Origin of the sequence: Blastococcus capsensis, from assembly GCF_030165005.1 — a bacterium.
In the GTDB taxonomy this organism is placed as follows: Bacteria; Actinomycetota; Actinomycetes; order Mycobacteriales; family Geodermatophilaceae; genus Blastococcus; species Blastococcus capsensis.
In genome coordinates, this window is the sequence record NZ_JASNNW010000011.1 from 71,370 (window position 1) to 98,290 (window position 26,921).

16 protein-coding genes are annotated in these 26,921 nt (G+C 72.5%); 5 read left to right on the forward strand and 11 right to left on the reverse strand.

The window, feature by feature from the left end:
• Positions 1-36 precede the first annotated feature (36 nt).
• From QOZ86_RS11275 to QOZ86_RS11285, 3 genes are all read left to right on the forward strand, one after another.
• A complete protein-coding gene (locus QOZ86_RS11275) occupies positions 37-567 on the forward strand; it encodes a CGNR zinc finger domain-containing protein (protein WP_284492057.1) in 531 nt (176 codons plus the stop codon).
• Between the two features lie 314 nt (positions 568-881).
• Entirely contained in the window at positions 882-1,454 is a 573-nt protein-coding gene (locus QOZ86_RS11280; RefSeq protein ID WP_284492058.1) for a DoxX family protein, read from the forward strand.
• On the forward strand, positions 1,451-2,503 hold the full coding sequence (locus QOZ86_RS11285; protein WP_284492161.1) for a PHP domain-containing protein: 1,053 nt from the start codon (positions 1,451-1,453) through the stop codon (positions 2,501-2,503). Before QOZ86_RS11280 ends, QOZ86_RS11285 begins: the two co-directional genes overlap by 4 nt.
• A 15-nt stretch (positions 2,504-2,518) precedes the next feature.
• Here QOZ86_RS11285 and QOZ86_RS11290 read toward each other — a convergent pair whose 3' ends face one another.
• From QOZ86_RS11290 to QOZ86_RS11315, 6 genes are all read right to left on the reverse strand, one after another.
• Positions 2,519-3,613 (reverse strand): glycosyl hydrolase family 18 protein, encoded by a 1,095-nt coding sequence (locus tag QOZ86_RS11290; protein ID WP_284492059.1) that lies wholly within the window; start codon positions 3,611-3,613, stop codon positions 2,519-2,521.
• 56 nt (positions 3,614-3,669) lie between these two features.
• On the reverse strand, positions 3,670-4,992 hold the full coding sequence (locus QOZ86_RS11295; protein ID WP_284492060.1) for an acyltransferase family protein: 1,323 nt from the start codon (positions 4,990-4,992) through the stop codon (positions 3,670-3,672).
• Positions 4,989-6,041: a glycosyl hydrolase family 18 protein gene (locus tag QOZ86_RS11300; RefSeq protein WP_284492061.1), complete on the reverse strand. Its 1,053-nt coding sequence runs from the start codon at positions 6,039-6,041 to the stop codon at positions 4,989-4,991. The genes QOZ86_RS11295 and QOZ86_RS11300 overlap by 4 nt, the downstream gene beginning before the upstream one ends.
• Positions 6,038-8,344, reverse strand: a complete 2,307-nt coding sequence (locus QOZ86_RS11305; RefSeq protein ID WP_284492062.1) for a bifunctional polysaccharide deacetylase/glycosyltransferase family 2 protein — start codon at positions 8,342-8,344, stop codon at positions 6,038-6,040. Before QOZ86_RS11305 ends, QOZ86_RS11300 begins: the two co-directional genes overlap by 4 nt.
• A 1,341-nt stretch (positions 8,345-9,685) precedes the next feature.
• Positions 9,686-10,546 carry a hypothetical protein gene (locus tag QOZ86_RS11310; RefSeq protein ID WP_284492063.1) on the reverse strand — a complete coding sequence of 287 codons (861 nt, stop codon included), beginning with the start codon at positions 10,544-10,546 and terminating at the stop codon, positions 9,686-9,688.
• 762 nt (positions 10,547-11,308) lie between these two features.
• Entirely contained in the window at positions 11,309-12,337 is a 1,029-nt protein-coding gene (locus QOZ86_RS11315; protein ID WP_284492064.1) for a hypothetical protein, read from the reverse strand.
• 240 nt (positions 12,338-12,577) lie between these two features.
• On the opposite strand from QOZ86_RS11315, the gene QOZ86_RS11320 reads away from it, so the two are divergent.
• Both QOZ86_RS11320 and QOZ86_RS11325 read left to right on the forward strand, forming a co-directional pair.
• The gene (locus QOZ86_RS11320; protein ID WP_284492065.1) at positions 12,578-14,137 is read left to right on the forward strand and encodes a nucleoside/nucleotide kinase family protein; all 1,560 of its coding nucleotides are present in this window, start codon (positions 12,578-12,580) and stop codon (positions 14,135-14,137) included.
• Positions 14,134-14,865, forward strand: a complete 732-nt coding sequence (locus QOZ86_RS11325; protein ID WP_284492066.1) for an AAA family ATPase — start codon at positions 14,134-14,136, stop codon at positions 14,863-14,865. Before QOZ86_RS11320 ends, QOZ86_RS11325 begins: the two co-directional genes overlap by 4 nt.
• Before the next feature lie 308 nt (positions 14,866-15,173).
• Here QOZ86_RS11325 and QOZ86_RS21325 read toward each other — a convergent pair whose 3' ends face one another.
• The 5 genes from QOZ86_RS21325 to QOZ86_RS11345 all read right to left on the reverse strand — a co-directional run bounded on the left by QOZ86_RS21325 (position 15,174) and on the right by QOZ86_RS11345 (position 26,774).
• The gene (locus tag QOZ86_RS21325; RefSeq protein ID WP_489433515.1) at positions 15,174-16,337 is read right to left on the reverse strand and encodes a hypothetical protein; all 1,164 of its coding nucleotides are present in this window, start codon (positions 16,335-16,337) and stop codon (positions 15,174-15,176) included.
• Positions 16,338-17,057: 720 nt separating this feature from the next.
• Entirely contained in the window at positions 17,058-18,881 is a 1,824-nt protein-coding gene (locus QOZ86_RS11330; protein ID WP_284492067.1) for a PKD domain-containing protein, read from the reverse strand.
• A 286-nt stretch (positions 18,882-19,167) separates the two neighbouring features.
• Entirely contained in the window at positions 19,168-21,825 is a 2,658-nt protein-coding gene (locus QOZ86_RS11335; RefSeq protein WP_284492068.1) for a PKD domain-containing protein, read from the reverse strand.
• A gap of 231 nt (positions 21,826-22,056) precedes the next feature.
• On the reverse strand, positions 22,057-23,415 hold the full coding sequence (locus QOZ86_RS11340) for a hypothetical protein (protein ID WP_284492069.1): 1,359 nt from the start codon (positions 23,413-23,415) through the stop codon (positions 22,057-22,059).
• A gap of 113 nt (positions 23,416-23,528) precedes the next feature.
• Complete coding sequence (locus QOZ86_RS11345) at positions 23,529-26,774, reverse strand: PKD domain-containing protein (protein WP_284492070.1); 3,246 nt, start codon at positions 26,772-26,774, stop codon at positions 23,529-23,531.
• Between the last annotated feature and the right edge of the window lie 147 nt (positions 26,775-26,921).

Here is a 26,921-nt window from a genome sequence, read left to right on the forward strand (position 1 = left end):
AGTCCCGAGAGTAGGGACTCGACAGTAGGGAGTCAATTGGACTACGACACCTACGGGTCAACCGCGGTCGAGCTGGCCATCGCCCTGGCCAACGCCGACCTCGAACCCGACGACGGCGTGTCGCGTTTCCTGGCGGCGCACGACGAGTGGTTCACGGCCGGGACCTCGCTGGAGCTCACGGCTTCCGACGCCCACAAGGCGGCCGCCACCGCGCGGTTGGTGCGCGCCGTCGCGCTGGCCGAGTCGCAGCCCGACGTCCTCACCCGGCTCAACGAGCTGCTGGCGCTCGCCCGCCCGCGGCCCTACGCCACCGACCACGACGGCGAGCTGCACCTGCACTACGCCCGCCCCGACGCCCCCGTCCTCGAGCAGCTGACGACGACGGTGGCGATGGGGCTGTCGCAGGTGGTGGTGCAGCACGGCTGGCAGCGCCTGGGCGTCTGCTCGGCCGAGGGCTGCGACGACGTCTACGTGGACACGTCGCGCAACGCCAGTCGCCGCTACTGCTCCAACACCTGCGCGAGCCGCTCCACGGTGGCCGCCTACCGGGCCCGCCGGAAGTCCTGACCGGCGGACCGGGCGCCTCGGTAGTCGATCATCGGCGGCGTGCACCCTCCGCGGCCTGCCGCGCCCGCGGGGCGCTCCGTCCGGGCAGGCGTCCGATGATCGACCGGGGGCCGCCCGGGTGAGGGGACCGGTTGCCGCCCGGCAGCAGCAACTGAGCCGCCTCCACGGACACCGACGCGGCGACGCCCATCGACTCGTGGAGGCGGCCGCTGACGGTTCCCGCGACGCCCCGAGTTGCGAACCGTGGTTGCCCGATGGATCTTCCGGGCAGTCCACGACGCGACTGTCCTGAGGCATCGAGGAAAGAGGTCACCATGCTCGTTCGCCGGATCGCCCGGCCCCTGCTCGCCGCACCTTTCATCTACGGAGGGATCAGCACGCTGCGCGAGCCGCAGGGCCGCGTGCCGGGTGCCCGCCCCGTGGTGGAGAAGATCGCCGACACCGCCGACAAGCAGCTCCCGGTCGAGGTGCCCCGGGACGTCGAGCAGTGGGTGAAGGCCGACGCCGCGATCAAGGTCGCCGCCGGATCGCTGTTCGCGCTGAACAAGTTCCCGCGGCTGACCGCCATCGCACTCTCGGCTTCGGTGGTGCCGACCACCCTGGCCGGCCATCGGTTCTGGGAGCACGACGACCCGACGGAGAAGTTCGGGCAGCTGTCGAACTTCCTCAAGAACACCGGCTTGCTGGGCGGGCTACTGCTCGCCGCCGTCGACACCGAGGGCAAGCCGTCGGTGGGCTACCGCGCGAAGCGGGCGGCCAAGCGGGCCGCCGACGTCACCGAGAAGAACTACGAGAAGGCGTCCAAGCGGGGGATCAAGGCGCAGAAGAAGGCCTCCCGCAAGGCCGGCAAGAAGTCCGGCAAGGGAGCCCTGAAGGTGCTCAGCTGAGCACCCCCCTTCCGCCCGCGGTCGCGCTCCGGAGGATCGCCTTCCTCCTGGAGCGCGCCCGCGAGGCCAGCTACCGCGTCGGGGCCTACCGCACCGCCGCGGCGGTGGTCGACGGCCTGGACACCGCCGAGCTCGACCGCCGGATCCGCACCAACACGCTGAAGGACCTCAAGGGCATCGGCCCGAAGACGGCGACGGCGATCGCCCAGGCCCACCGCGGCGAGGTGCCGGAGTACCTGACGACGCTCGAGCAGGCCTACGCCGAGCAGCTGCCGGCCGCCGACGACGTCGCCGCCTTCCGGGCCGCCCTGCGCGGTGACCTGCACGCGCACTCGGACTGGTCCGACGGCGGCAGCCCGATCCGCGAGATGGCCGAGGCCGCGATGGCGCTGGGCCACGAGTACCTGGCGCTCACCGACCACTCCCCCCGGCTCACGGTCGCCAACGGTCTGACCCCCGAGCGGCTGGAGCAGCAGCTCGACGTCGTCGCCGCGCTGAACGAGGAGCTCGCGCCCTTCCGGATCCTCACCGGCATCGAGGTCGACATCAACGTCGACGGCAGCCTCGACCAGACCGGCGAGCTGCTCGGCCGGCTCGACGTCGTGGTCGCCAGCGTGCACTCCGACCTGCGGGCGGACTCCACCGCGATGACGGCCCGCATGCTCGCCGCCGTCGCCAACCCGCACACCGACGTCCTGGGGCACTGCACCGGCCGGCTGGTGATCGGCCGGAAGCAGCGCAACGGCACCCAGCGGCCGCGGCCGGAGAGCCAGTTCGACGCCGAGGCCGTCTTCTCCGCCTGCGTCGAGCACGGCACCGCGGTGGAGATCAACTCCCGCCCGGAACGCCTCGACCCACCGCGGCGGCTGCTCAGCCTGGCCGTCGAGCTCGGCTGCGAGTTCGCCGTCGACACCGACGCGCACGCCCCCGGCCAGCTCGACTGGCAGTACAACGGCTGCGAGCGGGCGATCGAGTGCGGCGTCCCGGTCGAGCGGGTGATCAACACTCGGCCCGCCGACGAGCTGCTGGCCTGGACCCGGGCGCGCTGAGCGCCAGCTCCCTGGTCAGTCCGCGGTGACGTCGGCGACCGCTCCCCACACGCCCGGGTCCTCCCCGCCGACCTGCCAGAGGGCGACTCCGCGCAGACCTTCCCGGACGGCGACCGCGAGCTTCGCGTCCAGCGACCGCGCATCCTCGTACCAGACCGTGTGCTCCTCCCCGTCGACGGCGTAGCGGAAGGTGGTTGATGCCGCCGTGTGGTCCCACCGCGGCACGGCTCCGTTCTCGCTGGCCAGCTCGAAGACGGCTGTGGTGGGCAGGTAGGTGCCGGTCGCGCCCACCCAGTCGTAGCCGTAGGTCGCGATGCCGAGCATCAGCTTGTCCCGCGGGATGCGTTCCAGGGCGTACGCCACGACGTCCTCCACCCACGGCATCGGGGCCACCGGGCCGGCGGTGCTCCCGCCCCAGGCGTGGTCGTAGGCCATCACCCGCACCTGGTCGGCGACCTCCCCCAGCCGCTGGTAGCTGTAGGCGAGCGTCCAGGTGTCCTCGTCCGAGGCCCGCGCGGGCACGGCCACGGAGACCTCCAGGCCCTGGGCGTGCAGGTCGTCCGCCAGCGCTGCGATGAAGTCGGTGAACGACTCCCCCGCCGCGGGGGGCAGGGACTCGTAGTCGACGTCGATGCCGTCCCAGCCGTTCGCCAGCACCTCCTCGACCAGGTGTCTGCGGTGGGCCTCGGCCCGCCGTGGGTCGGCCAGCAGGTCGGCCACCCGCTCCCCCTGCCACTGGCCGTCCGCGTAGTTCTGCACGGTGGGCAGCACCCGGACCCCCGGCCTCTCCAGGCCCTCCCGGACCGCAGCCGGAAACGCCACCGTCTCCAGCGCCCCGTCCGCACGGACGGTCGCCCAGACCGGGCTCACCTCGGTGAGTCCCTCGTCCAGCGCGGCGTCGAGGGCGTACCCGCTGCCCGAGTCGACCGGGAGATAGCCGGCCACCACCACCGGCTCCGCGGGCTGCAGGTGCGACCGGCCCAGCCAGGCCCCGGCGAGGACCACGACCACGCCGAGCACGAGCGCAGCGGCGAGCGCCGGTCGACGGCCCGTCCGGCCGCCACCGGTGAGCCCGGCCCGCCCACGACCCGACGAGTCCAGGACACGCATGCCGGGCAGACCATCACGTGAGCACACCGCGAGGGATCCCGGCACGCCGGGTCGGATCACCGTTCCCGCCCGTGGTCACCCGCTGGGCCGTGGACCGCCGGCTCCGGCTCGGCCGGTGGCTGCGAAACCGGCCCCACCGTCTGCACGACGTTGCCGGCGAACACGGTCACCCGCGTGCTCCGGGGAGCCGGCACGGCCGGCGACGCGCCGCCGGGGAAGAGGTTCGCGGAGACCGCGTCGCCGGCGACCACGTCCCCGGCCATGGGAACCGTGCGACCGGCGCCGGCCGAACCCGGCGGGAGCCCGTCGCACGAACCCCACGGCAGGACACGGGGCCGACGGCGGGCCGCGACGTCCTCGACCCAGCCGACGAGCAGGACCGCCACGAAGATCAGCGCCCACGCCGTCCCGTAGCGCAGCCAGACCCCGACGGTGTCGCCGGCGTCCCCCTGCGCCAGCCCGGTGTGGTCGAGCACCAGAGGCGCGAGGGCGATGGCGACGTTGCCCCACAGGTAGATGGTCATGGCCCGGCTGTTGACCAGGGTGAGCATCCGGTCGAGGACCGGGATCGGGCGGACCCGGTCCCACCGCGGGTAGAGGCGGAGCAGGACCACCACCGCGCCGGTGGCGTACAGCATGTTGGCCAGTGGGATGTTGTCGATGCTCGTGGCGCCGTACTCCTGCTGGTACGACGACGCGTACCAGGCGCCGGCCGCCATGAGCGCGACTCCGCCGGCCAGCGTGGGGCCCAGCGGCAGCCGCCGCAGCATGCCGTCGTGGTGGGCGAAACCGAGCAGCCAGCAGCACGCGTACACGCACAGCTGCAGGACCACCTCGTAGCTGCGGCCCTCCATCATGAGCAGCCCGGCGGCCAGCAGCAGCATCGTGACGACCGGAACGGCCGTCAGCCGCAGCGGCCACCGGCGGAAGAGCCAGAGCAGCCCAGGGCTGAGCAGCAGGAACCACAGGTAGGTGCGGATGTACCAGAGCGGCACGACCCACAGATAGCCCTGCGAGGACGCCGGCGGGTCCGACAGCGGGAACACCCAGAACCAGAGCGTGTCCCACGTCAGGGGGCTGGAGCCGTCGTCGGGCGACACCTGCCAGCCCAGGGCGATCATGACCGGGACCAGGACGGCGCCGAACACCCACAGCGGCGGCAGCAGACGCCGCAGCCGCGCGCGGTAGAAGGCGGCGATGGAGGTGGCCCGGTCGAGGGAGCCGGCCACCATTGCGCCACCGAGGGCGAACATGATCCCCATGGACGGGAACAGCAGCGGCAGCCATGTCCAGCCGACGGCGTGGAAGGTCACCACCCGGACCAGCGCTGCTGCCCGGAGGGCGTCGATGTACCGGTCCCGCGTTCCCGTGGCCGTCACGCCTGCTCCCCCGCCGTCTCCGCCAGATCCCACAGTCCGCGGTCTTCGCCGCCCAGCCGCCAGACCGCGACCCCGCGCAGCCCCGCAGCGACGGCCACCGCCCACTTGGCCTCCGCCGACCGGGCGTCCTCGTACCAGACGGTGTGCTGCTCGCCGCCCTGCTCGTAGCGGAAGGTGTGCGCTGCCGCATCGGCGTCCCAGCGGGGTGCCGCGCCGACCCGGCGGGCCAGGGCCACGGCGTCCGCCGTCTGCAGCTCGACACCCCGGCCACCGGCCCAGTCGTATCCGTAGGTGGCCAGCCCCAGCATCAGCTTCTCGCGAGGCACGCGTTCGACGGCGTACCGGACGATGTCCTGCACCCACGCCAGGGGTGCCACCGGGCCCGGCTCGCTGGTGTCCCAGGCGTGGTAGTGGGCGCGCACCCGAAGCTGGTCGGCGACCGCGCCGAGCAGCCGATAGCTGTACGCGAGCACCTCGCTGCGCGCCTCGTCGGCGGTCCGCGCCGGCACGGTCACCGACAGCACCTTGTCGTGTGCGTGCAGATCGTCGCGGAGCGCGGTGAGGAATGCGATCAGCGCTTCCCCCGACGTGGGCGGCAGCTCGCCGTAGTCGACGTCGACGCCGGCCCAGTCGTTGTCGACGACCGCCGCGACGATGATCCGGCGGTGCCGTTCGGCCGCGGACGGATCGGCGAGGATGCCGGCCACCAGGTCGCCCTGCCACCGACGGTCGACGTAGTTCTGGACAGTGGGCAGCAGCCGCGCGCCGTTGCTGTCGACCAGGCCGACCGCCGGGCTCAGCGCGACGGTGTCGAGCCCGCCGCCGGCGGTAGGGTTGGCCCACACGGGGCTGACCTCCGTCACCGGGCCCATCGCGACCGCCGCCTGGAGGGACGCCGCCCCGCGCGGGTCCCACCACGGCAGCGCGGCGGCGACGGTGAGGCGCGGTTCCGACGCGAGCCCCGGGTGGAGCAGCACCAGGCCGGCCACCGCGGCCATGACCGCGGCAATCGCGGCGGTCAGCACCGTCCGCGAGCGGGGGCCGGTCATGCCGGCACCGCCGTGGGCCGGCTCACCGGCTGCCGTGCGGCGACGGTGGGAACCGCCGGTGCCGGTAGCGGCTCGGCAGGGGTCGCGTCCATGTGTGCGGTGCGCGCCAGCTTGTTCCAGCCCAGGCGCACTCCCCGCAGCGCGGAACCGAGACAGCTGTAGATGAGGTAGGCCCGCAGCGGCTCGAAGATGACCCGGTAGAGCGGCACCATGAGCAGGTGAGCGGCCCGTTCGTCCAGCAGCCGCACCGCCACCACGGCGAGGAGTCCGTAGAAGATCGAGAACAGCGCGAAGTAACCGAGCACGGGCACCAGGCCGCCGGACACCACCATGAGCAGGAGCACCACGGTGACGAACGGGGTGAACAGGAGCGGGACGAGCACGGCCAGGGCCGACATCGGCAGCACCAGCATGCCCAGCCAGCCGTATCGCGGTCGCAGGATCATGCTGCGGTGCCGCCACACCGCCTGCAGCGTCCCGAACATCCAGCGGACCCGCTGCCGCACCAGCGCGTCCGCCGTCTCCGGCGCCTCGGTGTAGGCGACGGCGTCCTCTGCCTGCTCGATCTGCCAGCCGTGCTGGTGCAGCGTCAGGGTGAGGTCGCAGTCCTCTGCCAGCGTCGCTTCGCTGTAGCCGCCCGCCTCCAGCACGGCGGTCCGGCGCCAGGCCGCGCAGGCCCCGGGGACGATGGCGATGGCGTCGAGGTAGGCGGCAGCGGCGCGCTCCACACCGATCTGGGTGACGTACTCGAGCGCCTGCCACCGGGTGAGCACGTTGCGCGAGCGGTTACCGACCTTGATCACTCCGGCGACCGCGCCGACCCGGGGCGAGTGGAACCGCGCCAGCAGTGCGCCGATGGTCTCCGGCGTGATGAGCGTGTCCGCGTCGAGGGTGACCACGACCGGCTGGCGGGCCTGCTCGAAACCGAGGTTCAGCGCCGCCCACTTCCCCCGGTTGACCTGCTGCAGCAGGCGGATGCGTGGCTCGCTCGCCGCCATGTCCCGGACGACGGCGGCGGTGCCGTCGGTGCTGCCGTCGTCCACCACGACGATCTCCGCCACGGCGTGGGCGGAGGCGAGCACGTGCTGCAGCGTCCGGCGGATGACCAGCTCTTCGTTGTAGGCGGCGACCAGCACGGAGGCCGGAAGTGGCTCGGTGGCCGTGCGCCGCGGGCTGCGCCGCGCACGGAGGAGCGCGAGCACCGTGTAGAGGACGCCGAGGCCACCCATCGTCACCAGAGCCAGGACGAGCAGACCCTGGAGCAGGACCGGGGGGACGACGAAGACCAGCTGCGCCAGCGCCAGGGTGGCCCTGTCCCAGCCGGTGACCTCCGCCGGACCGGTGCGCTCGGCGAGCTGGGGGTGCACCTGCGGCATGGTGGTGAACGTGTAGCCGGCGTCGCGGGCCAGAGGGATGAGCTCCTCGACGTACTCGAGGGTGCGGCTGCGGTCGCCACCGCCGGCGTCGTGCAGGAGCAGGGTGACGTGGTCCTGCACGCCCAGTGGAGGCATCGGGATGTCGCCGGTGAGCTCGCCCGAGGCGTACGCCCAGTCCTTGGGGTCGAAGTCGTGGGAGGTCACCACGTACCCCAGCTGCTGGGCCCGCAGGATGCCGCGCACGTCCGCCTGCATGGAGGAGGACGCGAAGCTCTCGTACGGCATGCGGAAGAAGGAGGCGTACCACCCCGTCTGGGCACGCATGATCCGGTCGCTGAGCACCAGCTCCAGGCCCGAACGGAACGGGGTGGCCTCGCCGACGTCGACGTGGGTGAGCGAGTGGTTGCCCAGCGCGTGACCCTCCCGCACGATCCGCCGCATGACGTCGGGGTTCTTGGCCACCTGCTCGCCCGTGACGAAGAACGTGGCCGTGACGTCGTGCTCGGCGAGGAGGTCCAGGAGTTCGGGCGTGTACACCGGGTCGGGCCCGTCGTCGAACGTGAGGGAGATCGTCCGCCCCGCGGCCTGGTCGTAGCCGTACCACTGGAGGGCGTACTCGGCATCGCCCGCACGGTCGATCTCCAGGGCGGAGAGCTCGGTCACCACCTGGCCGTCGAACGGATCCTGCCCGTAGACCGAGGCGCCGTCCCGCAGCAGCTTGACCACGCGGACGAGGACCCCCTCGCCGATGACCGGGGGCGCGTCGCCCACCTCGGCGACGGTCGGTCCCTCGGGTGTCGTGGCGCCGGCCAGGGCCGGCGACGACGTGACCGCGGGCACGGCGACCGCCAGCACGATGAGCAGCACGCCGCCGATGACGGTGGCGGCGATGCGCAGGCGCTTCCACCGGCGACCCGACGGGTCCATGAAGATCGCTGGGTGCGGGGTCGGGATGCCCGACCGCCCCCCTGCTCCATTGCTCCCGCTCAACACGTTCCCCCCGTGTCGTCGTGCCACGTCCACCGGCGGCAGAGCCGCCGGGTACGTACCGCCGACCGATGCTCGGTCGACGGAACAACCCTCAGCGGACGATTACCCAGAGTCAAAGCGCGAACGAGTGAGGGTGGGGACGCGCCGCGGTGTCACTACTCTGCGTATACCGATGCGCTGCGGTGCGGACACGCGTTCACCCGTCCGAGGGAGGACGCTCGAAGCCACTGAGCAGGTGCGATGCAGTGGTCGGACTGCTGCGGCTCGGGATGATGGGCGCGACTGCGGCGATCAGCCATGGTCGATTCGACACGGACGGTGAGCACCGCGCCCGCCACCGGAGGGCACGCTGTGTGATCACGTGGGCAAGGAGCTTGGCTCGGTGCCGGCGTCATGACCGGGGTTCGGCGATCGCCGCCAGCGGGACAGACCGCCCCGCACGTCCCGGTCTGCCGACGGCTCCTCGGCCGCGAACGAGGGCGGTGGAGATATCGCCCTGCATCGAGCGGCTCCCGGATGCGCCTGCACACCCGGCCGGTTCGCAGCACCTGGAGAAAGCGCAGACGCCGGCGGGCCGGATCCCGGTGGCCGGGCGACATCGCCTGCTGCCCGCGACATCGCTTCAGCGCAGTCGTCGTCCGGGGCGTGGATGCCCGCTGTCACCGCACCGGCAAGCCCGCCGACCCGGTTCTCGCCCCCCGGTGGATCAGCCGCACCGGGCAGGGCGGCCTGCGCGGCCACGCGCGCGACCTGCGCCGGGGTGACGTCGGTGCTGCCGTCGACGATCAGGATCCCGGCGCTGTGCCCGCGGAGAACCGCGGACACCCGGTCGACCAGCGGGCCGACGTTGGGCCCCCTCGTCGGACGTCGGGACGATCACGGTGGTGTCGTACGCGGCGGGGATGCCCACGGCGCACGGCGCGGCCGCGCCGCCCAGGGCCTGCGGCACGGTTGCCGGTGGAGGCGAAGGCCCGGGCGGCGCCGTCGGGCGCCGGCGATCCCGCTGGGCCGGGATGGGGATGCATCGCGTGCCCCATCCGGGAAGGAGTCCGGCGCCATCCGCCACCCCCGGGTGGGGCGACCAGGAATCGGTCCGGGACCGCTACCACCGGGGACGTCGTCCCGACACACCGATGCACAGCGGCCCCGCGGCGGTCGGCCCTGGCGGACGTCCACCTCCCCGCACGTACCCGGAGGCGGCGAGCGCACGCAGGGCGGACCGCCGGCCCCGGCCCGGTACCTCCCCGGTGGCCCGCTCAGGTGTCGCCGCCGTCCTCGTCAGGGGGCGTACCCGTGCCGGACCTTCCAGTCGCGCACGGCGTCGGTCCACACACCCTCGTCCGCGGTCACCCGCATCCCGGCCGTCCACGCCGGGTACTCCCCGCCGCCCAGCCAGACGATCGTGGACGGGTTGTCCGGGCACTCGGAGTCGTCGACGACGGTCCCCGGCGGCATGGCCATGGTGTCCGTTCCGTTCAACGACTCCTCGTCGACCTTGAAGATCGAGCACTTGATGACCACCCGGTTGCCCGAGTCCGACCACTTGAAGATCGCGTTCTCGCCCATCACGGTCTTCCCGTCCTCCACGTGCGGCGTCTTGTAGAGGCCGATCAGCATGCGATCGAGGACCAGCGTCTCCGACTCCGGCGTCGGCCACGACCGGTCGCTGGAGGGACGCTCGGAGATGCCGGTGTTGCACTGCTCCCACAAGTTGTCGTAGAGCACCCCGCCGACGGTGTAGTCGTTCTCCATGCAGTCGTCCCGGATCCGGGACAGGTAGGTGCCGGAGACGAAGAACTCGGCGTTGTTGGCGTTCACGTCGGACTCCTGCGGCTTGATGCCGTCCTCGACGTTGTCGCAGCGCACGTCGCGCACCTGCATCCACTCGCGGGCGATGATCTTCACGCAGGCCGCGTTGAACTCGTCGTGGTAGTACTCCCACGTCTTGGCGTCGTCCGCGGAGCCGAAGATCGAGCCCCCCACCACGCAGGTGCGGTACCCGGCCGAGCCCGTGCCCGCCGCGAACGGCGACTTGGTCGCCGGGTAGGCCGACGACGTGACCCCCGACAGGTCGTAGGTGACGTCGTCAGGCGTCGTGTCCGCTTCCCACTGCTCGGACAGTGCGGTGCCTGCGGCCACCGGCCGGACGATCGTGCGCCCGGCACCGTCGCACGCCGGGCCCGCATGGACCGGTGCGGTCCGGACCGCGGACGAGGGCGCGCCGGCCGCGACGACAGGCGCCGGAGCGGGAGCGGGCGCCGGAGCCGGAACGGGCGCCGGAGCGGGAACGGGCACGGGCGGTGGGGGCGCGTCCGCGCCATCCGGTGCCGGGGCGGGCGCGGCGGCGACGTCGGCACCTCGAGCGACGGGCGGCTGGGCCCGACGCTCGTTCGCCCGGGCCGCTCGCGTCGCCGGGGCCGCGGGCGCCGCGGTCCCTCCGGCGCGGAATGCGGCCGCTGCCGGTGGAGCGACGTCCTCGTCCGCGCCGGACACCACGGGCGCGGCCAGGACGGCCGTCGACACCGCCGCACCGAGGAGCGCACCGAGCGCGACGCGACCACCCCGCCGCCTCGTTCGCCGCGCGACCTGGCGCAGGGGCACGTCGCTCGGTCGAGCAGACATGACGGAAGGGGGAAGCTTCACGGAGACCTCGCGATTGAGCCGAAACTACGGATCGTTATCGCATCGAGACTAAGGGTGAGTCTCGGAGGTAGGCCAGGTCCGGCCCCGTTACACCGCCCCAGGAATCCCAGCTGTCACAGCGGCCACCCTGGCCGCGAAAATCACCCGCTCGACGAGCTCTCCGTGCGGGTCCGACCACGTTGCGACGCCATCGAGTGGCCGCCGTCGGGGAGGTGCGGCTGCGGGAGTCCGGGCGTGGCCGGGTCAGGCGCGTCCGGGTCAGGCGCCGCCGGCTTCGTCGGGCGCATACCCGTGCCGGACCTTCCAGTCGCGCACGGCGTCGGTCCACACGCCCTCGTCCTCGACCACCCGGAGCCCGGCCGTCCACGCCGGGTAGTCCCCTGGTCCCAACCAGACGATCGTGGAGGGGTTGTCCGGGCACTCGGAGTCGTCGACGACGGTGCCCGGCGGCATGGCCATCGCGTCCGCTCCGTTCAGCGAGACCGAGTTCACCTTGAAGATCGAGCACTTGATGACCACGCGGTTGCCCGCGTCCGACCACTTGAAGATCGCGTTCTCGCCCATCACGGTCTTCCCGTCCTCCACGTGCGGGGTCTCGTAGAGGCCGATCAGCATGCGATCGAGGACCAGCGTCTCCGACTCGGGCGTCGACCAGGACCGGTCCCGCCAGGGGCGCTCGGAGATACCGGTGTTGCACTGCTCCCACAGGTTGTCGTAGAGCACCCCGCCGACGGTGTAGTCGTTCTCCATGCAGTCGTCCCGGATCCGGGACAGGTAGGTGCCGGAGACGAAGAACTCGGCGTTGTTGGCGTTCACGTCGGACTCCTGCGGCTTGATGCCGTCCTCGACGTTGTCGCAGCGCACGTCGTGCACCTGCATCCACTCCCGAGCCAGGATCTTCACGCAGGCCGCGTTGAACTCGTCGTGGTAGTAGTCCCACGTCCGGTGGTCGTCCGCGGTGCCGAAGATCGAGCCCCCCACCACGCAGGTCCGAAGGGCGGCGTCTGCCACCCCCACCGCGAAGACCGAGCGGGACGCCGGGTAGGCGGTCGAGACGATCCACGACAGGTCGTAGGTGACGTCGTCCGGTGGGGCGGGCACTTCCCACTGGGTGTCGAGCACCGTTCCCGGTTCGGCGGGCCGCACCACCGTCCGCCCTTCGGTGTCACAAGCCGGCGGTCGCCAGGTCGAGATGCCGCTGGCGGCGTCGTCGCCGTCCCCACGCATCCCGAGGTAGACGGCCGCCGCGACAGCGAGGCAGAGGATGAGGCCGACCGCGAGGGCCACGCGCACGAAACGGCGGCCCCGCCCGGGCGGCGTGGCGGAGCCGTGTTGGCCGTGTGGCGTGGTCTGTTCCGGCCCGGATCTGTCCTGGGCTCCCGTCACCAGCGCAAAGATACCCCGGGAGGGCGACTCAACCCCATAGCGGGAGGTGGACGACGCACCGCCTGTGCGACCGTGGATCGGTCTGCGGAATGCTGACGAACAGGTCCGCACCCCCGCGGGCGAGAACGAGGAGGAACTCCCTTGGCGGTTTCGAAGCGGCCGTTCGAGCGGTTCGGTCGGGCAACTCGCCATCCGGGTGCCTCGGAAGCGACCCCGCCGGTCGTCGACGGCGACACCCTGCCGGCCGCGCTCGACCTCGTGGTCACCCTTTGCGGGCGCCTCCGCGAGGCAGGCGTGTCGTACTGCCACTGGAAGAGCAACGATGCGCTGCATCTCTCCGCATCGGGCGACAACGACCTCGACCTGCTGGTCGACCGGCGGCACATGCAGGGCTTCACCGAGGTCCTCGCCGCCTGCGGGTTCAAGCAGGCCCGGCCGCAACGGCGCCGCTTCGTCCCGGGAGTGCTGCACTTCTACGGCGTCGACGAGGCGACCGGCCGGTTCGTCCACGTCGACGCCCAGGCACAGCTGGTGCTGGGCGACGACACCACCAAGAACGTGCACCTCCCCATCGAGAAGGCCTACCTGGCCTCCTGCACCCAGGGGCCGCTGTTCCCCGTCCCCGCCGCGGAGTTCGAGCTGGCCGTGCTCGTCCTGCGGCTCGCCCTCAAGCACGGGACCTGGGACGCGGCCGCTTTCGGCCTGGCCCCGCTCAAGGGCACCGAGCGCCGGGAGCTGGAGTACCTGCACGCGCGGGCCGACGCGGACGAACTGCGCCGGGTCGTGGAGACGTACCTACCGCAGATCGGCTGGGCCGACTGGGAGGCGTACTTCCGGGCGCTGCTCGACGACCGGCCGCTCCCCGCCCGCCTGGCCGCCGGTGGCCGCGTCGTCGCCGGGGCTGCCGACCTGATGCGCCGCCCCCGCCGCCTGGACACCGCCGTGCGGGTCCGGCGGCGCGTCGAGTGGGGCGTCCGGCACTACGTGCTCGGGCAGCGCAACACCAAGCGGCTCATGGCCGGCGGCCGAGTCATCGCCGTCGTCGGCGGTGACGGTGCAGGGAAGTCCACCCTGGTGAACGCGTTGGCCGGCTGGCTCAACGGCCCCCTCGACACGCGCGTGATGCACATGGGCAAGCCGCCGCGGACACCCGCGAACGTGGCCGTCAAGGGCGGGCTGTACCTCGCGCGCCGTGCGGGCCTGGTGCGGGGCTGGCTACCGAACTACCCGGACGAGTCCGAGCACCAGGGCAGGTTCCCGGGCAACAGCTGGCTGCTGTGGCAGCTCGTGACCGCGTCCGACCGCCGGCGGCAGCAGCGCCGGGCCCGGAGCCTCGCCGGTCAGGGACACCTGGTCGTGTGCGACCGCTTCCCTCTCCCGCAGGTCACCCTCATGGACGGCTCGCGCACCCGGTGGATCCCGACCGAGGGTCTCTCGCCCTTCGCCCGGCGGTTGGTCGCGGCGGAGCAGCGCTGCTACGACGGGATCAGCGACCCCGACGTGCTGCTGGTCCTGCGGGTCGACCCGGACATCGCGGTGGCACGCAAGGAGGGGGTCGACCCGGCGGACTTCGTGCGGCCGCGGTCGGCCGAGGTCTTCGCCGCCGACTGGAGCCAGACCGACGCCGTCGTCCTGGACGCGTCGCGACCGGCGCAGGAGGTCCTCGCGGAGGCACGTGCCGCGGTCTGGGCCAGCCTGTGAGCCCAGGCGCCGCCCGTCGGTCCTCGGAGGGGCGACGGCGAGGCGTCGCGGTCGAACTGGCCGGGATCCCGGGTGCCGGCAAGAGCCGGCTCGCCCGGGTGCTGGCCGACGAGCTCGCCGGTCAGGGGATCACTGTCACCCAGCCGCAGGCCCCGCTGGGGCCGTCGGTCCCGATCGGGCTGCGCCTGGGGCGCAAGGCGTGGGCGTGTGCCGGGACGACCGCGCGCGACCCGGCCACCACGGCACGGATCGTGCCGGCGATCCACGCCTCGGGCCAGCCGGGCCCCGGTGACGTCGCCGGCCGCGTCGTGCAGTGGCTGGTGGCGCAGCACGTCACGGACCGGGCGCTGCGCCGGGAGGGGGCGAGCATCCTGGACGAGGGACTCGTCCAGTGCCTGTGGTCGATCGGCCTGCGCGGTGACGTGACACCGGTCCTCGCCGCGGTGGCGGCCGCTCCGCGGGTGAGCGCACCCGACGTGCTGGTCGTGGTCCGGGTGGCCCCGGAGGTCGCTCTGGAGCGCCTGGCCGGACGCCTGTCCCAGCACAGCCGCACCCAGTCGCTGCCCGAATCGGACCGGCTGGCCGAGCTCGAGCGCGGGGACCGACTGCTCGGCCGACTGGTGGACTGGTGGGCGACCGACGGACCCCGACCGGCACCGGTGCTGACCGTCTCCGGCGCCGACGAGCACGAGCGCGTCCTGGAACGGATCCGCACGGCGCTCGCCTGAGGCCCCTCCCCGCAAGACCCTGCCGGGGAGGGGCGCCGCCGACGCGATGACCGGCACGGAAGCGGCACGTTCCGAGCACGCGCTGGAGTCGCCGCGCGAGGCGGACGGATCGGGGAGCGCCACCTCCGCCCGGCGGCCCCCACGCACGGCAGCCCGTCTGCGGTAATGCACCCGGGCGCAGCGCCGGCCGTCGGACGGCCGAGCCGGGAGGGGGTGCCGGTGGGCTCCAGCGGCTGGATCGGTGGCTTGTACCGACCGTCACCGCCGCCCGGTGACGGGGGAAACGGCCGGACGCCGTGGCACGGTGGTCATCCGTTGGTACCGGACGACGGCGGAGATCCCTCGCAGACCCCGCAGCAGGGCCGCCATGCGAAGCACGCTGCCACCCCCGCCCCCGGTGAAGTGGACGAATCGGCGGGGGAGAGCGTCGAGGACCACGCCGCCGAGGACGATGGGGACAGCGTCCCCGGGGTCCCTGACAGGGTCGTCAGATGGGCCGCCGCGGTGCTCCTGCCGGTCGCCGTGGCACTGTGCGCGGGCGGCGTCACGGCCCTCGTGGAGCACGGCAACGCCGTCCCCATCGGCCGAGCCGGGGAGTCTCTCGTGGGAGGCCTGGCAGGGCGCCCGTTCAGCCCTCCACCTCTGTCGGAATTCACCCCGAGGGACGACCTCGTGGGGCAGCCGGTCGCCGCGGTGGCCCAGGGCCTCGCGGCCGGGGGGCTCTCGGTCGAGCGGGAACCCGAGGTCCGCGGGGACGTTCCCGCCGGCCAGGTCACCAGCGTCTCCGAGGTGGGGTCCACGGTGGTGGTCCGGTACGCCGCTCCCCCGCCCGACACGTCCACGCAGACGTCCGTGGACAGGATCCCGGCCGCTCTGGTGACGGCCGACCGGCCGACCGGCGTGGCCAAGGGGCCGAGCACGTCCTCGCCGCCCACCCCCACCGGCGGGAGGCAGCCGACGCCGGAGCCCACGCCCGACCCGACACCGGAGCCCACGCCGGACTCCACACCGGATCCCACGCCCCAGCCAACACCGGACCCCACGCCAGACCCGACACCGGAGCCCACGCCCCAGCCAACACCGGACCCCACGCCCGACCCCACGCCCGACCCCACACCGGACCCGACGCCCGACCCGACGCCGGACCCCACGCCGGAACCGACACCGGACCCGACGCCCCAGCCCACACCGGACCCGACGCCCGACCCGACGCCGGACCCCACGCCCGACCCGACGCCCGACCCGACGCCGGACCCCACGCCCGACCCGATGCCCCAGCCCACAGCGGACCCCACGCCCGAGCCCACGCCCGACCCCACACCGGCACCGGCACCGGCACCGGAGCCCACGCCCGACCCCACGCCCGACCCCACACCGGATCCCACGCCCGACCCGACACCGGAGCCGACACCGGACCCGACACCGAGCCCCACGCCCGACCCGACACCGGACCCCGCCACTCCCTGACGCACGCCCTCAGCAGCCGTGGCGGCGGAGGGCTCTTACGGCATCGTGCACCGGATGTGCAGTACGGCGGCCTTGGTTCGACCCCGTCGTGGACCCCGGCCGCCCTCGACCCGGTGCCGGTGACCACGAGGACGACCGCGCCTTCGCACTCCCAGCCCGCCGCGCAGGTCAGCGGCCGGGACGAGATGCTCCCCGGGGCTTCGGTGGGTCGATGTCGTAGGCCACGGCGCGATGCGGGTGCCGGTTCCGCTGCCGACCAGGACCACTGCATTCCCGCCCGCCGGTCGGGCCTGGCCACGATCTCCTGCACGACCGTCGTGAGACCGGCGCCGGCTGCCTTGCCGACGATGTCCGGATTCGAGGGCCCGTGTGCATCTCATCGTTCTGCGGCTGCACGTATGCCCGCGTGATGGTGACACCGGCGGTCCCGCCACCCCGGCGATCCGCAGCCCGACGATCTGCGTCCTCGATCCGTCCTGATCCAGTCCGGTGCCACAGCCGCCCACCGCCGTCCCGCCGGCGCACTCCTCCGCGTCGTCCACTTCCCCTGCCGCCGCGGTACGTCCACGGCTGGGAGGAGACCGGAGCGGACGGGGGCTCGGACACCGCGGGCGGTACTGGACGGCCACCGTCCGCGTACATGACGGAGGCTGGGGTGCGAGGAGACCTCGCACCCCAGCCTCCGGACGTGTCGGCCGCTCAGGGCTGAGACGGCCCGCCGCGGGTCACTGCGTGTACTCGATGTGCAGCACCGGCGCCTTGGCCGCGCCGCCGTTGTACGACTCGGCCGCGCGCTCGCCCGTGCCGGTCACGAGCAGGACGACGGGGTCGCCGCTGTCCCAGGTGGTGGAGTTGTTCACCAGCTCCTGCAGCACGGGGCTCAGGTCGGCCGTCTGCTGAGCGGCCTTCCGCTCGCCGACCGTCGGCCAGCCGACCGGGCTCCACGGCACGCTCGCCACCGTGTCACGACCCAGCCGGGCGGAGACACTCTTCGACGCCGTGGTGAAGGTCGGCGGTGCGTCGCCCACCTCGGCGGTGATCGTCAGGCTCGACGCTGCGGTCTTGACCTCGTCGGCCTGGAACTGGACGTAGGCCTTGGTGATCGTCGCCCCCGCCGGGATGGTGACGTTCGTGAAACGCATGCCGACCGTCTGCAGCGCCGAGTCCTCCTGGCCGAGGTTCAGGTCACCGCTGCCGAGCAGCACCTTGCCCGCGGGCCGCTCCTCGGCGTCGTCGGAGCCGGTCGCGACCGCGATGTCGAGGGCGCCGCCTCCCCCGTTCCCATCGGTGACCGTCACCGCCGTCGTGTCCGAGGCCGAGAGCGATCCGTCGCTGGCGGTCAGCCGCAGGACGTAGTCACCGGTCGCCGAGAAGGTGGCGGTCGTGTCGACGGCGGACGCGTCGGTGAAGGTCACGGTGCCCGGACCGCTGTCCTTGGTCCACGTCTGGGTGAGGGTTCCGGAGGGCGTGGAGTCGCTCACCGTCCCGTCCAGCGACGCCGCGTTCGGCTGCACGACCGACAGGCTCGGGCCGGCGTCCACGGTCGGCGCAGTGTTCGTCCCGCTGCTGTCACCGGTGAGGCCGGGGATGGCGACCTCGTAGAGCCGGCCGTCGTTGAAGGTGTCCCCGTTGGTGTCGTTGTCCACGCCGCGGTCGACGATGTACGCGTTGGGCGCCCCCGAACCGTTGCTCGGCGGGGCGAGGGCGATGCCGGCGCCGCTCTTCATCGTGAAGGGCAGCTTGACGATGTTCTGCAGCTTGCCGTCCAGGCCGAACTCGAGGATCTGGTTGCTGGGGTCATCGAGCACGAACATCGTGTTCCGGTACGGGTTGTAGGCGATCCCCTCGGGGTCCCGCGCCCCGTGGGCGTAGACGTCGAAGGAGGACACCGTGTCGTCGCCGCCGACCGAGGGCAGCCCGTCGAACTTCTTGTTCGGCCCGGGCCCGTAGACGTAGACCTCCTTGTGGTAACCGTCGATGATGAGCAGCTGGCCGTTCCGGCTCAGCTCGAGGTCGACCGCGACGTCCTCCGCGTCGTCCTTCGTCCCCATGAATTTGGTGGAGAACGACGTCTGGGTGTCGTCACTGGTCCCGTAGCGGCCATCAGAACCGCGGTTCACCTCGAAGACGCGGTCCTTGTCGTCGTCGGAGACGAACAGCCGCTCGGGGAAGTCGGCAGAGAGGGCGGGGCGGAAGCCGACCCCCACCGGCTCGTTCGAGTAGGCCAGCGTGTTCGCGCCGGTCTCCAGGAGCTTGCCGTCCAGGCTCGCGACGAAGAGGTTCGTCCCCTCGTAGACGTGGTAGGAGAGGTTGGTCTCCTCGACCTCGCCGTCGCTGATGATCAGCTTGCCGGTCACCGAGTTGTAGGTGATGCCGGACGGGTCGGGGCTCGGATGCGCCCAGTCGGAGTTCGAGCCACCGGTCCACGTGGTCTTCACCAGCGTGGCGTCCACGGTGCCGGCCTGGGCGACGGCCGGCGGGAGCACGGCCACGCCACCACCGACCAGTGCGGCCACGAGAAGCATGCGCGTAGCGCCGGTCGAATTCATCGGTGTCTCCCCGTGCAAACAGGCGATCAGGCTCCACGAAGCTTTCGTGGCGCTCTGCGGAAAGTCAACAGATCGCAATGTTTAGGGAAAAGAATGGCGCACAGTGATGGTACTCGCGCTTTCCGTCATGGTCATCGTCCGCGCATACGGACGCACGATCAGTCACGTGGGCCCCAGGCTTGCTTCCTCAGTACGTGCTCGTCCCGGTCTGGACGGACCGGAAGCCCGGCACGAACGAATTCGCGCCGGGCTCCCGGGTGCGCCAGTAGGGCTCAGGCCCGTCGCGTCACAGCGTGTACTCGATGTGCAGCACCGGCGCCTTGGCCGCGCCGCCCTCGTAGGACTCCGCCGCCCGCTCCCCGGTGCCGGTGACGAGCAGGACGACGGGGTCGCCACTGTCCCAGTTCCCGGAGGTCACGAGCTCCTGCAGCACCGGGCTGAGGTCCGGCGTCCGGTGGTCAGCGGTTCGCTCGCCGGCCGTCGGCCAGCTGGCCACGTTCCACAGCACCTCCGCCGCCGTCGCCGCTGCCAGCCGTGCGGAGATGCTTCCGGCTGCCGTGGTGAAGGTCAGCGGCGCGTCGCCCACCTCGGCCACGATCGTCAGGCTCGACGTGGCGGTCTTCACCTCGTCGGCCTGGAACTGCACGTAGGCCTTGGTGATCGTCGCCCCCGCCGGGATGGTGACGTCGGTGAAGCGCATCCCCACCGCCGTCGGGTACGAGTCCTCCTGCGCCAGGTTGAGGTCACCGCTTCCCAGCAGGATCTTCCCCGAGTTGGTGCGCTCCTCGGCGTCGTCCGAGCCGACCCGGACGGGGATGTCGAGGACCCCGCTGCCCGACGGCGGCTCCGTCACGGCGTCGGAGACGGTGACGGTCACGTCGTCGTGGCTGCTCAGCTCACCGTCGCCGGCCGTCAGCCGCAGCACGTACGTACCGGGCTCCGAGAAGCTGGCGGTCGTGTCGACGGCCGAGTCGTTGCCGAAGGTCACCGCACCGGGGCCGCTGGCCTCGGTCCAGGTCGACGTCAGGGTCCCGGTCGAGGTGGCGTCGGACACCGTGCCGTCGAGCAGAGCCGCGTCCGGCAGCGTGACGCTGCTGTCGTTGCCCGCGTCGACCGTCGGAGCGGTGTTCGTCGTGTCGTCCCCCGAGCCCGAGCCGTACTCGATGTGCAGCACCGGGGCCTTGGCCGCCCCACCGTCGTAGGACTCGGCGGTGCGCTCGCCGGAACCGGTGACCACGAGGGCCAGCGCGTTGCCGCTCGCCCAGCCGGAGCCGTTGACCACCGGCTGCAGGACGGCGGCGAGGTCGGGCGTCCGCTGGGCCGTGGCCCGGTCGCCCGCCGTCCAGGCCGTCGGCTGCCAGGAGACGCTCTCCGACGTCAGGGGCCGGCCCGTGATGTCGCCCGACGTCGACGTGAACGCCGCCGCGTCGGCCACGCTCTCCGCCCGGAACGTCAGGGTGGTGGCCACCGAGTGCGACTCGTCGGCGCGGAACTGCACGTAGGCGTTCGTGATGATCGCGCCCTTGGGGACGGTCACGCCGGTGAAGCGCATACCGACCGTCCTCGCCGCCGAGCCGTCCTGCCCGAGATTGAGGTCGCCGCTGGCCAACGCCATGCTGCCGCTGGGCTTCTCCTCGGCGTCGTCCGTGCTCGCCCCGACCGGGATGTCCAGCACGCCGCTGCCCGACGTGGTCTCTTCGCTCACCGTGACCGTCATCGTGTCGGAAGCGGAGAGCGACCCGTCGGTGGCGCTCAGCTCGAGCATGTATTCCCCGGTTGCGGAGAAGGTCGCGGTCGTGTCAACGGCGGAGGCGTCACCGAAGGAGACGTCCCCCGGACCGCTGGCCTTGCGCCAGGTCTGGGTCAGGCTGCCGGTGGACGTGGAGTCGCTCACCGTGCCGTCGAGGGTGGCCGGGTTCGACAGCACGACGGACTGGTCGGGGCCGGCGTCCACGGTGGGTGCCGTGTTCGTCGTCCCGTCACCGCTCCCGGTGAGACCGGGGATCGCCACCTCGTAGAGCCGGCCGTCGTTGAACGTGTCACCGTTGGTGTCGTTGTCCACGCCGCGGTCGACGATGTACGCGTTCGGCGCACCACCCGAGCCGTTGCTCGGCGGAGCGAGGGCGATGCCCGCCCCGCTCTTCATCTTGAACGGCAGCGTCACCCGGTTCAGCAGCGTGCCGTCCAGAGCGACCTCGTAGATCGTGTTGCTCGGGTCGTCCAGCACGAACATCGTCTTGCGCGCCTTGTTGTAGGCGATGCCCTCGGGGTCGCCCGCGCCCATGTTCCCGACGTTGATGACCTTCTCGACGAAGTCGCCCTGGCCGTCGAACGTCAGATCCGGACCGGGGTTGTACAGGAAGACCCGCCTGCCCTTGCCGTCGACGAGCAGCAGCCTGCCGCCCGAGGTCTGCTCCAGGTCGACGGCCACGTCCTCCGCGTCGTTGCGCGCACCGAAGTCGAGGAAGGACACCGACGACGACGTCTGCGTGTCATCGCCCGTCCCGTACCGGCCGTCGCCGCCCCGGTTCACCTCGAAGATGCGCGCCTGGTCGTCATCGGAGATGAACAACCGCTCCGGCAAGCCGGCCGAGAGCTGGGGCCGGAAACCGACACCCGTCGGCTCCTTCGAGTACGCCAGCGTGTTCGCACCCGTCTCCAGCAGCCGCCCGTCCAGGCCCGCGACGAAGAGGTTCGTCCCCTCGTACACGTGGTAGGACAGGTTGGTCTCCTCGACCTCACCGTCGCTGATGATCAGCTTGCCGGTCACCGAGTTGTAGGTGATCCCGGACGGGTCCGGGCTCGGATGCGCCCAGGTCGAGTCCGGGCCACCGGTCCACGTGGTCTTCACCAGCGTGGCATCCACGGTGCCGACCGCCGCGGAGGCGACGGCCGGCGGCAGCGCCGCCACCCCGCCCCCGACCAGTGCGGTCACGAGGAGCACGCGCGTAGCGCCAGTCAGTTTCAAGGATTCCCCCGTGCATCGAGCAATGAGCCTGGCGAAGCCTTCGTGGTCCACGACTTCGTGTCAACCGGCGGCACTCAGGGGTGACAAAAATTGCCTCTGTGTCACCGGGCAAATTCATTGCGCGACTGAACTCAGCCGTAGTGGGCGGCTGAGGAACGGGAAGCAACTGGTGCGGACGACCGCTCGGCGCGGGCGGTTTCTCTCCGTTCAGCGGCCGGGCAGGTGCTCGTCGTAGCGGATGATGCCGCTGTCGTCACCGTGCGGGCCCGTGTCGTACAGGTAGCCCAGCACCGGCGCCCCACCGCGGTCGGGCAGCACGAGCAGCCCCGGCAGCCACTGCGTCTCCAGGCCGTCGGCGACCTCGGCGTCGGTGCCCCAGCCGGCCTCGTCGGTCAGCACGTCGTACCAGACGTCCTGGGCGGCCTCGTCGGCGTAGACCGCGTGGACGGTCGAACCGTCGGCGGCGAGGTGGGCCACCGCCCCCCGGTTGGTGGTGTCCGCGGGGTCGATGACGATCGGCACGTCGGAGACCTGCCGCGGGGCCCCCGTCACCCGCCCGTCCTCGACGCTGGCGGCCTGGAGCACACCGGATTCGTCGGCCCAGGCGACGGTCACCACTTCGGCGCCGTCGACCCGGTGGACCACCGGGTTGGTCAGCGGCGCGCGCACCCGGTGGGCGCCGTCGGTGTCGACCCGTACGGACGGGCCGAGCGTGCCGTCGGCCGCCAGGGAGCGGTAGAAGACCTGCCGCTCGGCGTGGTCCTTGTAGAAGACGTGCGTCACGCCGCCGGCTCCGGCGACGGCGACGGCCTGCGAGACGGTGCGGTCGGGGTCGAGGAGGAACTCGTCCCCGGCGTCGCCGGTGGCGGCGGAGAACGGGCGGACCCCGATGCGGTAGGGCTGCCGGCTGGTCGGGTCCGTGGCGTAGAGCACCCAGAGGTCGCCGTCGCCGCGCGCGGCGAGGCTGACCCACTGGTCCTCGGGCTCGATCTCCGTCTCGTGCACCTTCTCGGCGACCGACCACGTGTCCGGGTCGATCCGATCGTCACTGGTGCCGAAGGCGCTCACGAAGACGCTGCCGTTGCTCTTCTGGTAGCCGAACCAGATCCGTGTGCCGACCTGGACGAGCCAGTCGGCCTCCAGGTCACCGGCCGACGGGCGGCCCTCCCGGTCGATCTCGGACCAGGTGGCTCCCCCGTCGGTCGAGCGCATCGCCTTCGGCTCGTTGTCCCCGTCGTCCGGGAAGTCCTCGACGACGGTGTAGAGGTTGCCGTTGCCGTCGATGGAGGGCCCGAGGTGGCCGTGCGCCTCCGGCATGATCCCGGTCAGCAAGCCCGGGAGACCGGGCGTGGCGGTCGTGCCGGGCGCTCGAGCAGAAGATTCCGGCGCCGCGTCGGGCGGCTCGCCGGCCGGTGGACCGCTCGGCCCGGTGCAGCCGGCCACGAGGAGCACCGCGGCGACCCCGCCGAGACCGGCCGCCGCCGCTCTCCGTCCGCGACCTCGGGCACCGGACGGCGCCGAGCGCTGCGTCCCCGCCCGGCCGGCCATGGCGGGGGACGTCCCCACCCGGCCGACAGTGGCGGGAGACGTCCCCGCCCGGCCGGCCGTGGCGCCGGACGTCCGTGTGGGCATCGCCCCAGTGTCGTCGAACCACTGGGGCGATGCCGCCACGGGCCCGGTCAGAGGGTGTACTGGATGTGCAGCACGGGGGCCTTCGCCGCAGCACCGTTGTAGGACTCCGCCGTCCGCGTCCCGGTGCCGCTGAGGACGAGCCCCAGCGCATTGCCGTTCGTCCACCCAGCTCGGGAGACGATCTCCTGGACCACCGACGACAGGTCCGGCGTCCGCTGCTCCGGACCGCGCAGGCCCCGGTCCGTCCAGTCCGGCGCGTTCCAGACCACGGTGGCACCCGTCAGCTGCCGGGACGAGATGTCGCCGTCCGTCGAGCTGAAGGACAGCGCGCTGTCCGCGGCCTGCCCGGCGACCGACAGGCTCGCCGCACCCGTGCTCGCCTCGTCGACCGTGAACTGCACGTAGGCGTTGGTGATCGTCGCGCCCGCCGGCAGGTCGACCCCGGCGAACCGCAACCCGACGAGGTTCGCCGACGATCCGTCCTGGCCCAGCTCGAGGTCGCCGCTGACGGTCCCGGCGTCGCCGTCCGGCCGCTCCTCGCCGTCGTCGACGCCGTTCTGCACCGGCACGCTGAGCGTGAGGACCTCACCACCGGTGCCACCGCCACCGGTGTCGCCACCACCGTCGCCGGTTCCGGCACCACCGAACTCGACGTGCAGGACCGGCGCCTTGGCGGCGCCGCCCTCGTACGCCTCCGCGGTGCGCGTCCCGGTGCCCGTGACGACCAGGACCAGCGCATTGCCGCTCACCCAGCCGTCGCGGGACACGATCTCCTGGACCACCGACGTCAGGTCCGGCGTCCGCTGCTCGGGACCGCGCAGGCCCCGGTCCGACCAGGCCGCCGGCTCCCAGCCCACGGTCGCCGCCGTCCTCGGGCGGGACGAGATGTCCCCGCCCGCCGACGTGAAGGACAGCGGGTCGTCCGCGGCCTGTCCGGCGATGGTGAGGCTGGCCGCCCCGGTGTCCACCTCGTCGGCCTGGAACTGCACGTACGCGTTGGTCACGGTCGCCCCCTGGGGCACCGCCACGCCGGCGAACCGCACCCCGACGGTCTGCTGCCGGGAACCGTCCTGGACCAGCTCCAGGTCGCTGCTGCCGACCGCGGTGTTGCTGGGGGACCGCTCCTCCGCGTCGTCCACTCCGGCCTGCACCGGCACGTCCACCACACCCTCGGGCTCCGGGGCGGGCTCCGGCTCGGTCACGGTCTCCGCCGCCACCGCGACGGTCACGTCATCAGTGGACTCCAGGGAGCCGTCGGACCCGGTGAGCCGCAGCACGTAGTCCCCGGGCTGGTCGAAGGTCGCGGTCGTGGACGCCGCGGCCCGGTCGGCGAAGGTCGTGGTGCCCGGCCCGCTGAGCTGGGTCCAGGCCGCCGTCACCGTCGAGCCGGCGGGCTGGCCGTCGTCGGTCACCGAGCCCGCCAGCGTGGCCGCATCCGGCTGCGTCACCGCGAGGTCGGGACCGGCGGACACGGTCGGCGCGGCGTTGGTCGGCGCCTCCTGCCCAGGCGTGGGCCCGTACTCGACGTGCAGCACCGGGGACCGGCCGAAGCCGGCCTCGAACGCGTCGGCGGTGCGGGTACCCGAGCCGGTGACCACGAGCGCGAGCGCGTTGCCGCTCGTCCACCCCGGGCGGGACACGATCTCCTGCAGCACGGACGAGAGGTCCGGGGTCTGCTGGTCGACGCCGCGGTCACCGGGCGTCCAGGCCGGCGGCTGCCACGCGACGGTGGCCGCCGTCCGCTCGGGGGCGGAGACACTGCCCGCTGCCTCGGTGAAGGTCGCGGGGTCGTCGGCTGCCTGGGCCGCGACCGTCAGGCTCGTCGGCCCGTTCGGCTGGTCCGCGAGATCGGGGTCGGCCCCGAACTGCACGTAGGCGTTGGTGATGGTCGTGCCCTGCGGCACGGCGACCCCGGTGAAGCGCAGTCCGACCTTCTGCAGCGCCGTGCCGTCCTCGACCAGTTCGAGGTCGGTACCGCCGAGGATGGTGCGGTTGGAGCGCTCCTCCGCGTCGTCCGAGCTCGCCTGGATCGGCAGGTCCAGCACGCCGGACCCGTCGCCGTCGCGCACCACGACGGTCACCTCGTCGGTGGCGAGGAGGGCACCGTCGTCGGCGGTCAGCCGGAGCACGTAGTTGCCGGCCGCCGAGAAGGTCGCGGTCGTCTGCATCGCGTTCGCGTCCGTGAAGACGACGTCCCCCTGGCCGCTCACCTCCGACCACGTCACCGCCACCGCGCCGGGCGGGTTGGGCAGACCGTCATCGGTCACCGAGCCGGTCAGCTGGGCGGCGTCCGACACGAGCACCGTTGCGTCGGCGCCCGCGTCCGCCGTCGGCGGGCTGTTCGGCGGCGCCTCCTCCAGCGGCGGGAGGGCCACCGCCAGCTCGTAGAGCCGGCCGTCGTTCTCGTCGGGGTTGAAGTTGTTGTCGACGCCGCGGTCGACGATGTAGAGGTGCTCCGCTCCGGAGCCGTCGCTCGCCGGCGCGAACGTCATGCCCGCCGCGCTCTTCGGCAGGTCCACCGGGATGTTGATGACGTTGAGCAGAGCACCCTGCCGATTGAGCTCGTAGATCTTCTTGGTCCCGCTGTCGAGCACGAGAAGCGTTCCGCGGCTCGGGTGGATCTCGATCCCCTCGGGATCCCCGGCACCGTGTCGCTCGACGTCGAAGGACGTCACGGTGTCGTCGCCCTCCGGCGCCACCCCGTCGAACACGCCGTTCGGTCCGGGCCCGTACTCGTAGACCTCCTGGGAGAGCCCGTCGACGACGAAGAGGTGGCCGTCGCCGGTGGCCTCCAGGTCCAGGGCGACGCCCTCGGCGTCGCCGTTCTTGTCCGTGCCCGTGGTCCCCGTCATCCCCTGCGTGGAGAAGGAGGTGACCTCCCCGTCGTCGGCCGTGCCGTGGACGCCGTCCGGGCCGGGCGGGACCTCGAAGATGAGGTCGGCGTCGTCGTCGGAGACGAAGAGGTGGCCGTCGCTGGGCCGGAAGGCTGCGCCGACCGGCTCGTCGGACCAGGGCAGGCTGGTGCCGCCGACGAGGGCGGGGTCCTGCGTGCCGTCCAGGCTCGCGACGAACAGGTTGACCCCCTGGTACAGCGGCGTCTCCTCGACCTCGCCGTCGGTGATGATCAGCCGGTTGTGGATCGAGTCGTACGCGATGCCGGACGGGTCGGGGCTGGGCACTCCCCACGCGTCCGAGGCGGTCGAGTGCTCGGCCACGAGGACGGCGTCCACCGACGCCGCCTGGGCCACGGAGCCGGGGAGCGCCGCTGCGACTCCGCCTACGAGAACCGTCACGAGAGCAGGGCGGAACAGGCCGGATAACGTCAAGGAAACACCTTCGATCGGGCGGACAGGCTCGCTCAGGGTCACGACCGAGCGGCCTCGAGTCAACCCATCATGGGTTTTTTCCCGCCGTCACAGGCCGCTTGCTCACCCTGCGTA

Bases quoted from the DNA above. Each gene is read 5' to 3' on its own strand.
- QOZ86_RS11305 (WP_284492062.1), bottom strand. From the start codon at position 8,344: ATGGACCCGTCGGGTCGCCGGTGGAAGCGCCTGCGCATCGCCGCCACC.
- QOZ86_RS11280 (WP_284492058.1), top strand. From the start codon at position 882: ATGCTCGTTCGCCGGATCGCCCGGCCCCTGCTCGCCGCACCTTTCATC.
- QOZ86_RS11330 (WP_284492067.1), bottom strand. From the start codon at position 18,881: ATGAATTCGACCGGCGCTACGCGCATGCTTCTCGTGGCCGCACTGGTC.
- QOZ86_RS11290 (WP_284492059.1), bottom strand. From the start codon at position 3,613: ATGCGTGTCCTGGACTCGTCGGGTCGTGGGCGGGCCGGGCTCACCGGT.
- QOZ86_RS11300 (WP_284492061.1), bottom strand. From the start codon at position 6,041: ATGACCGGCCCCCGCTCGCGGACGGTGCTGACCGCCGCGATTGCCGCG.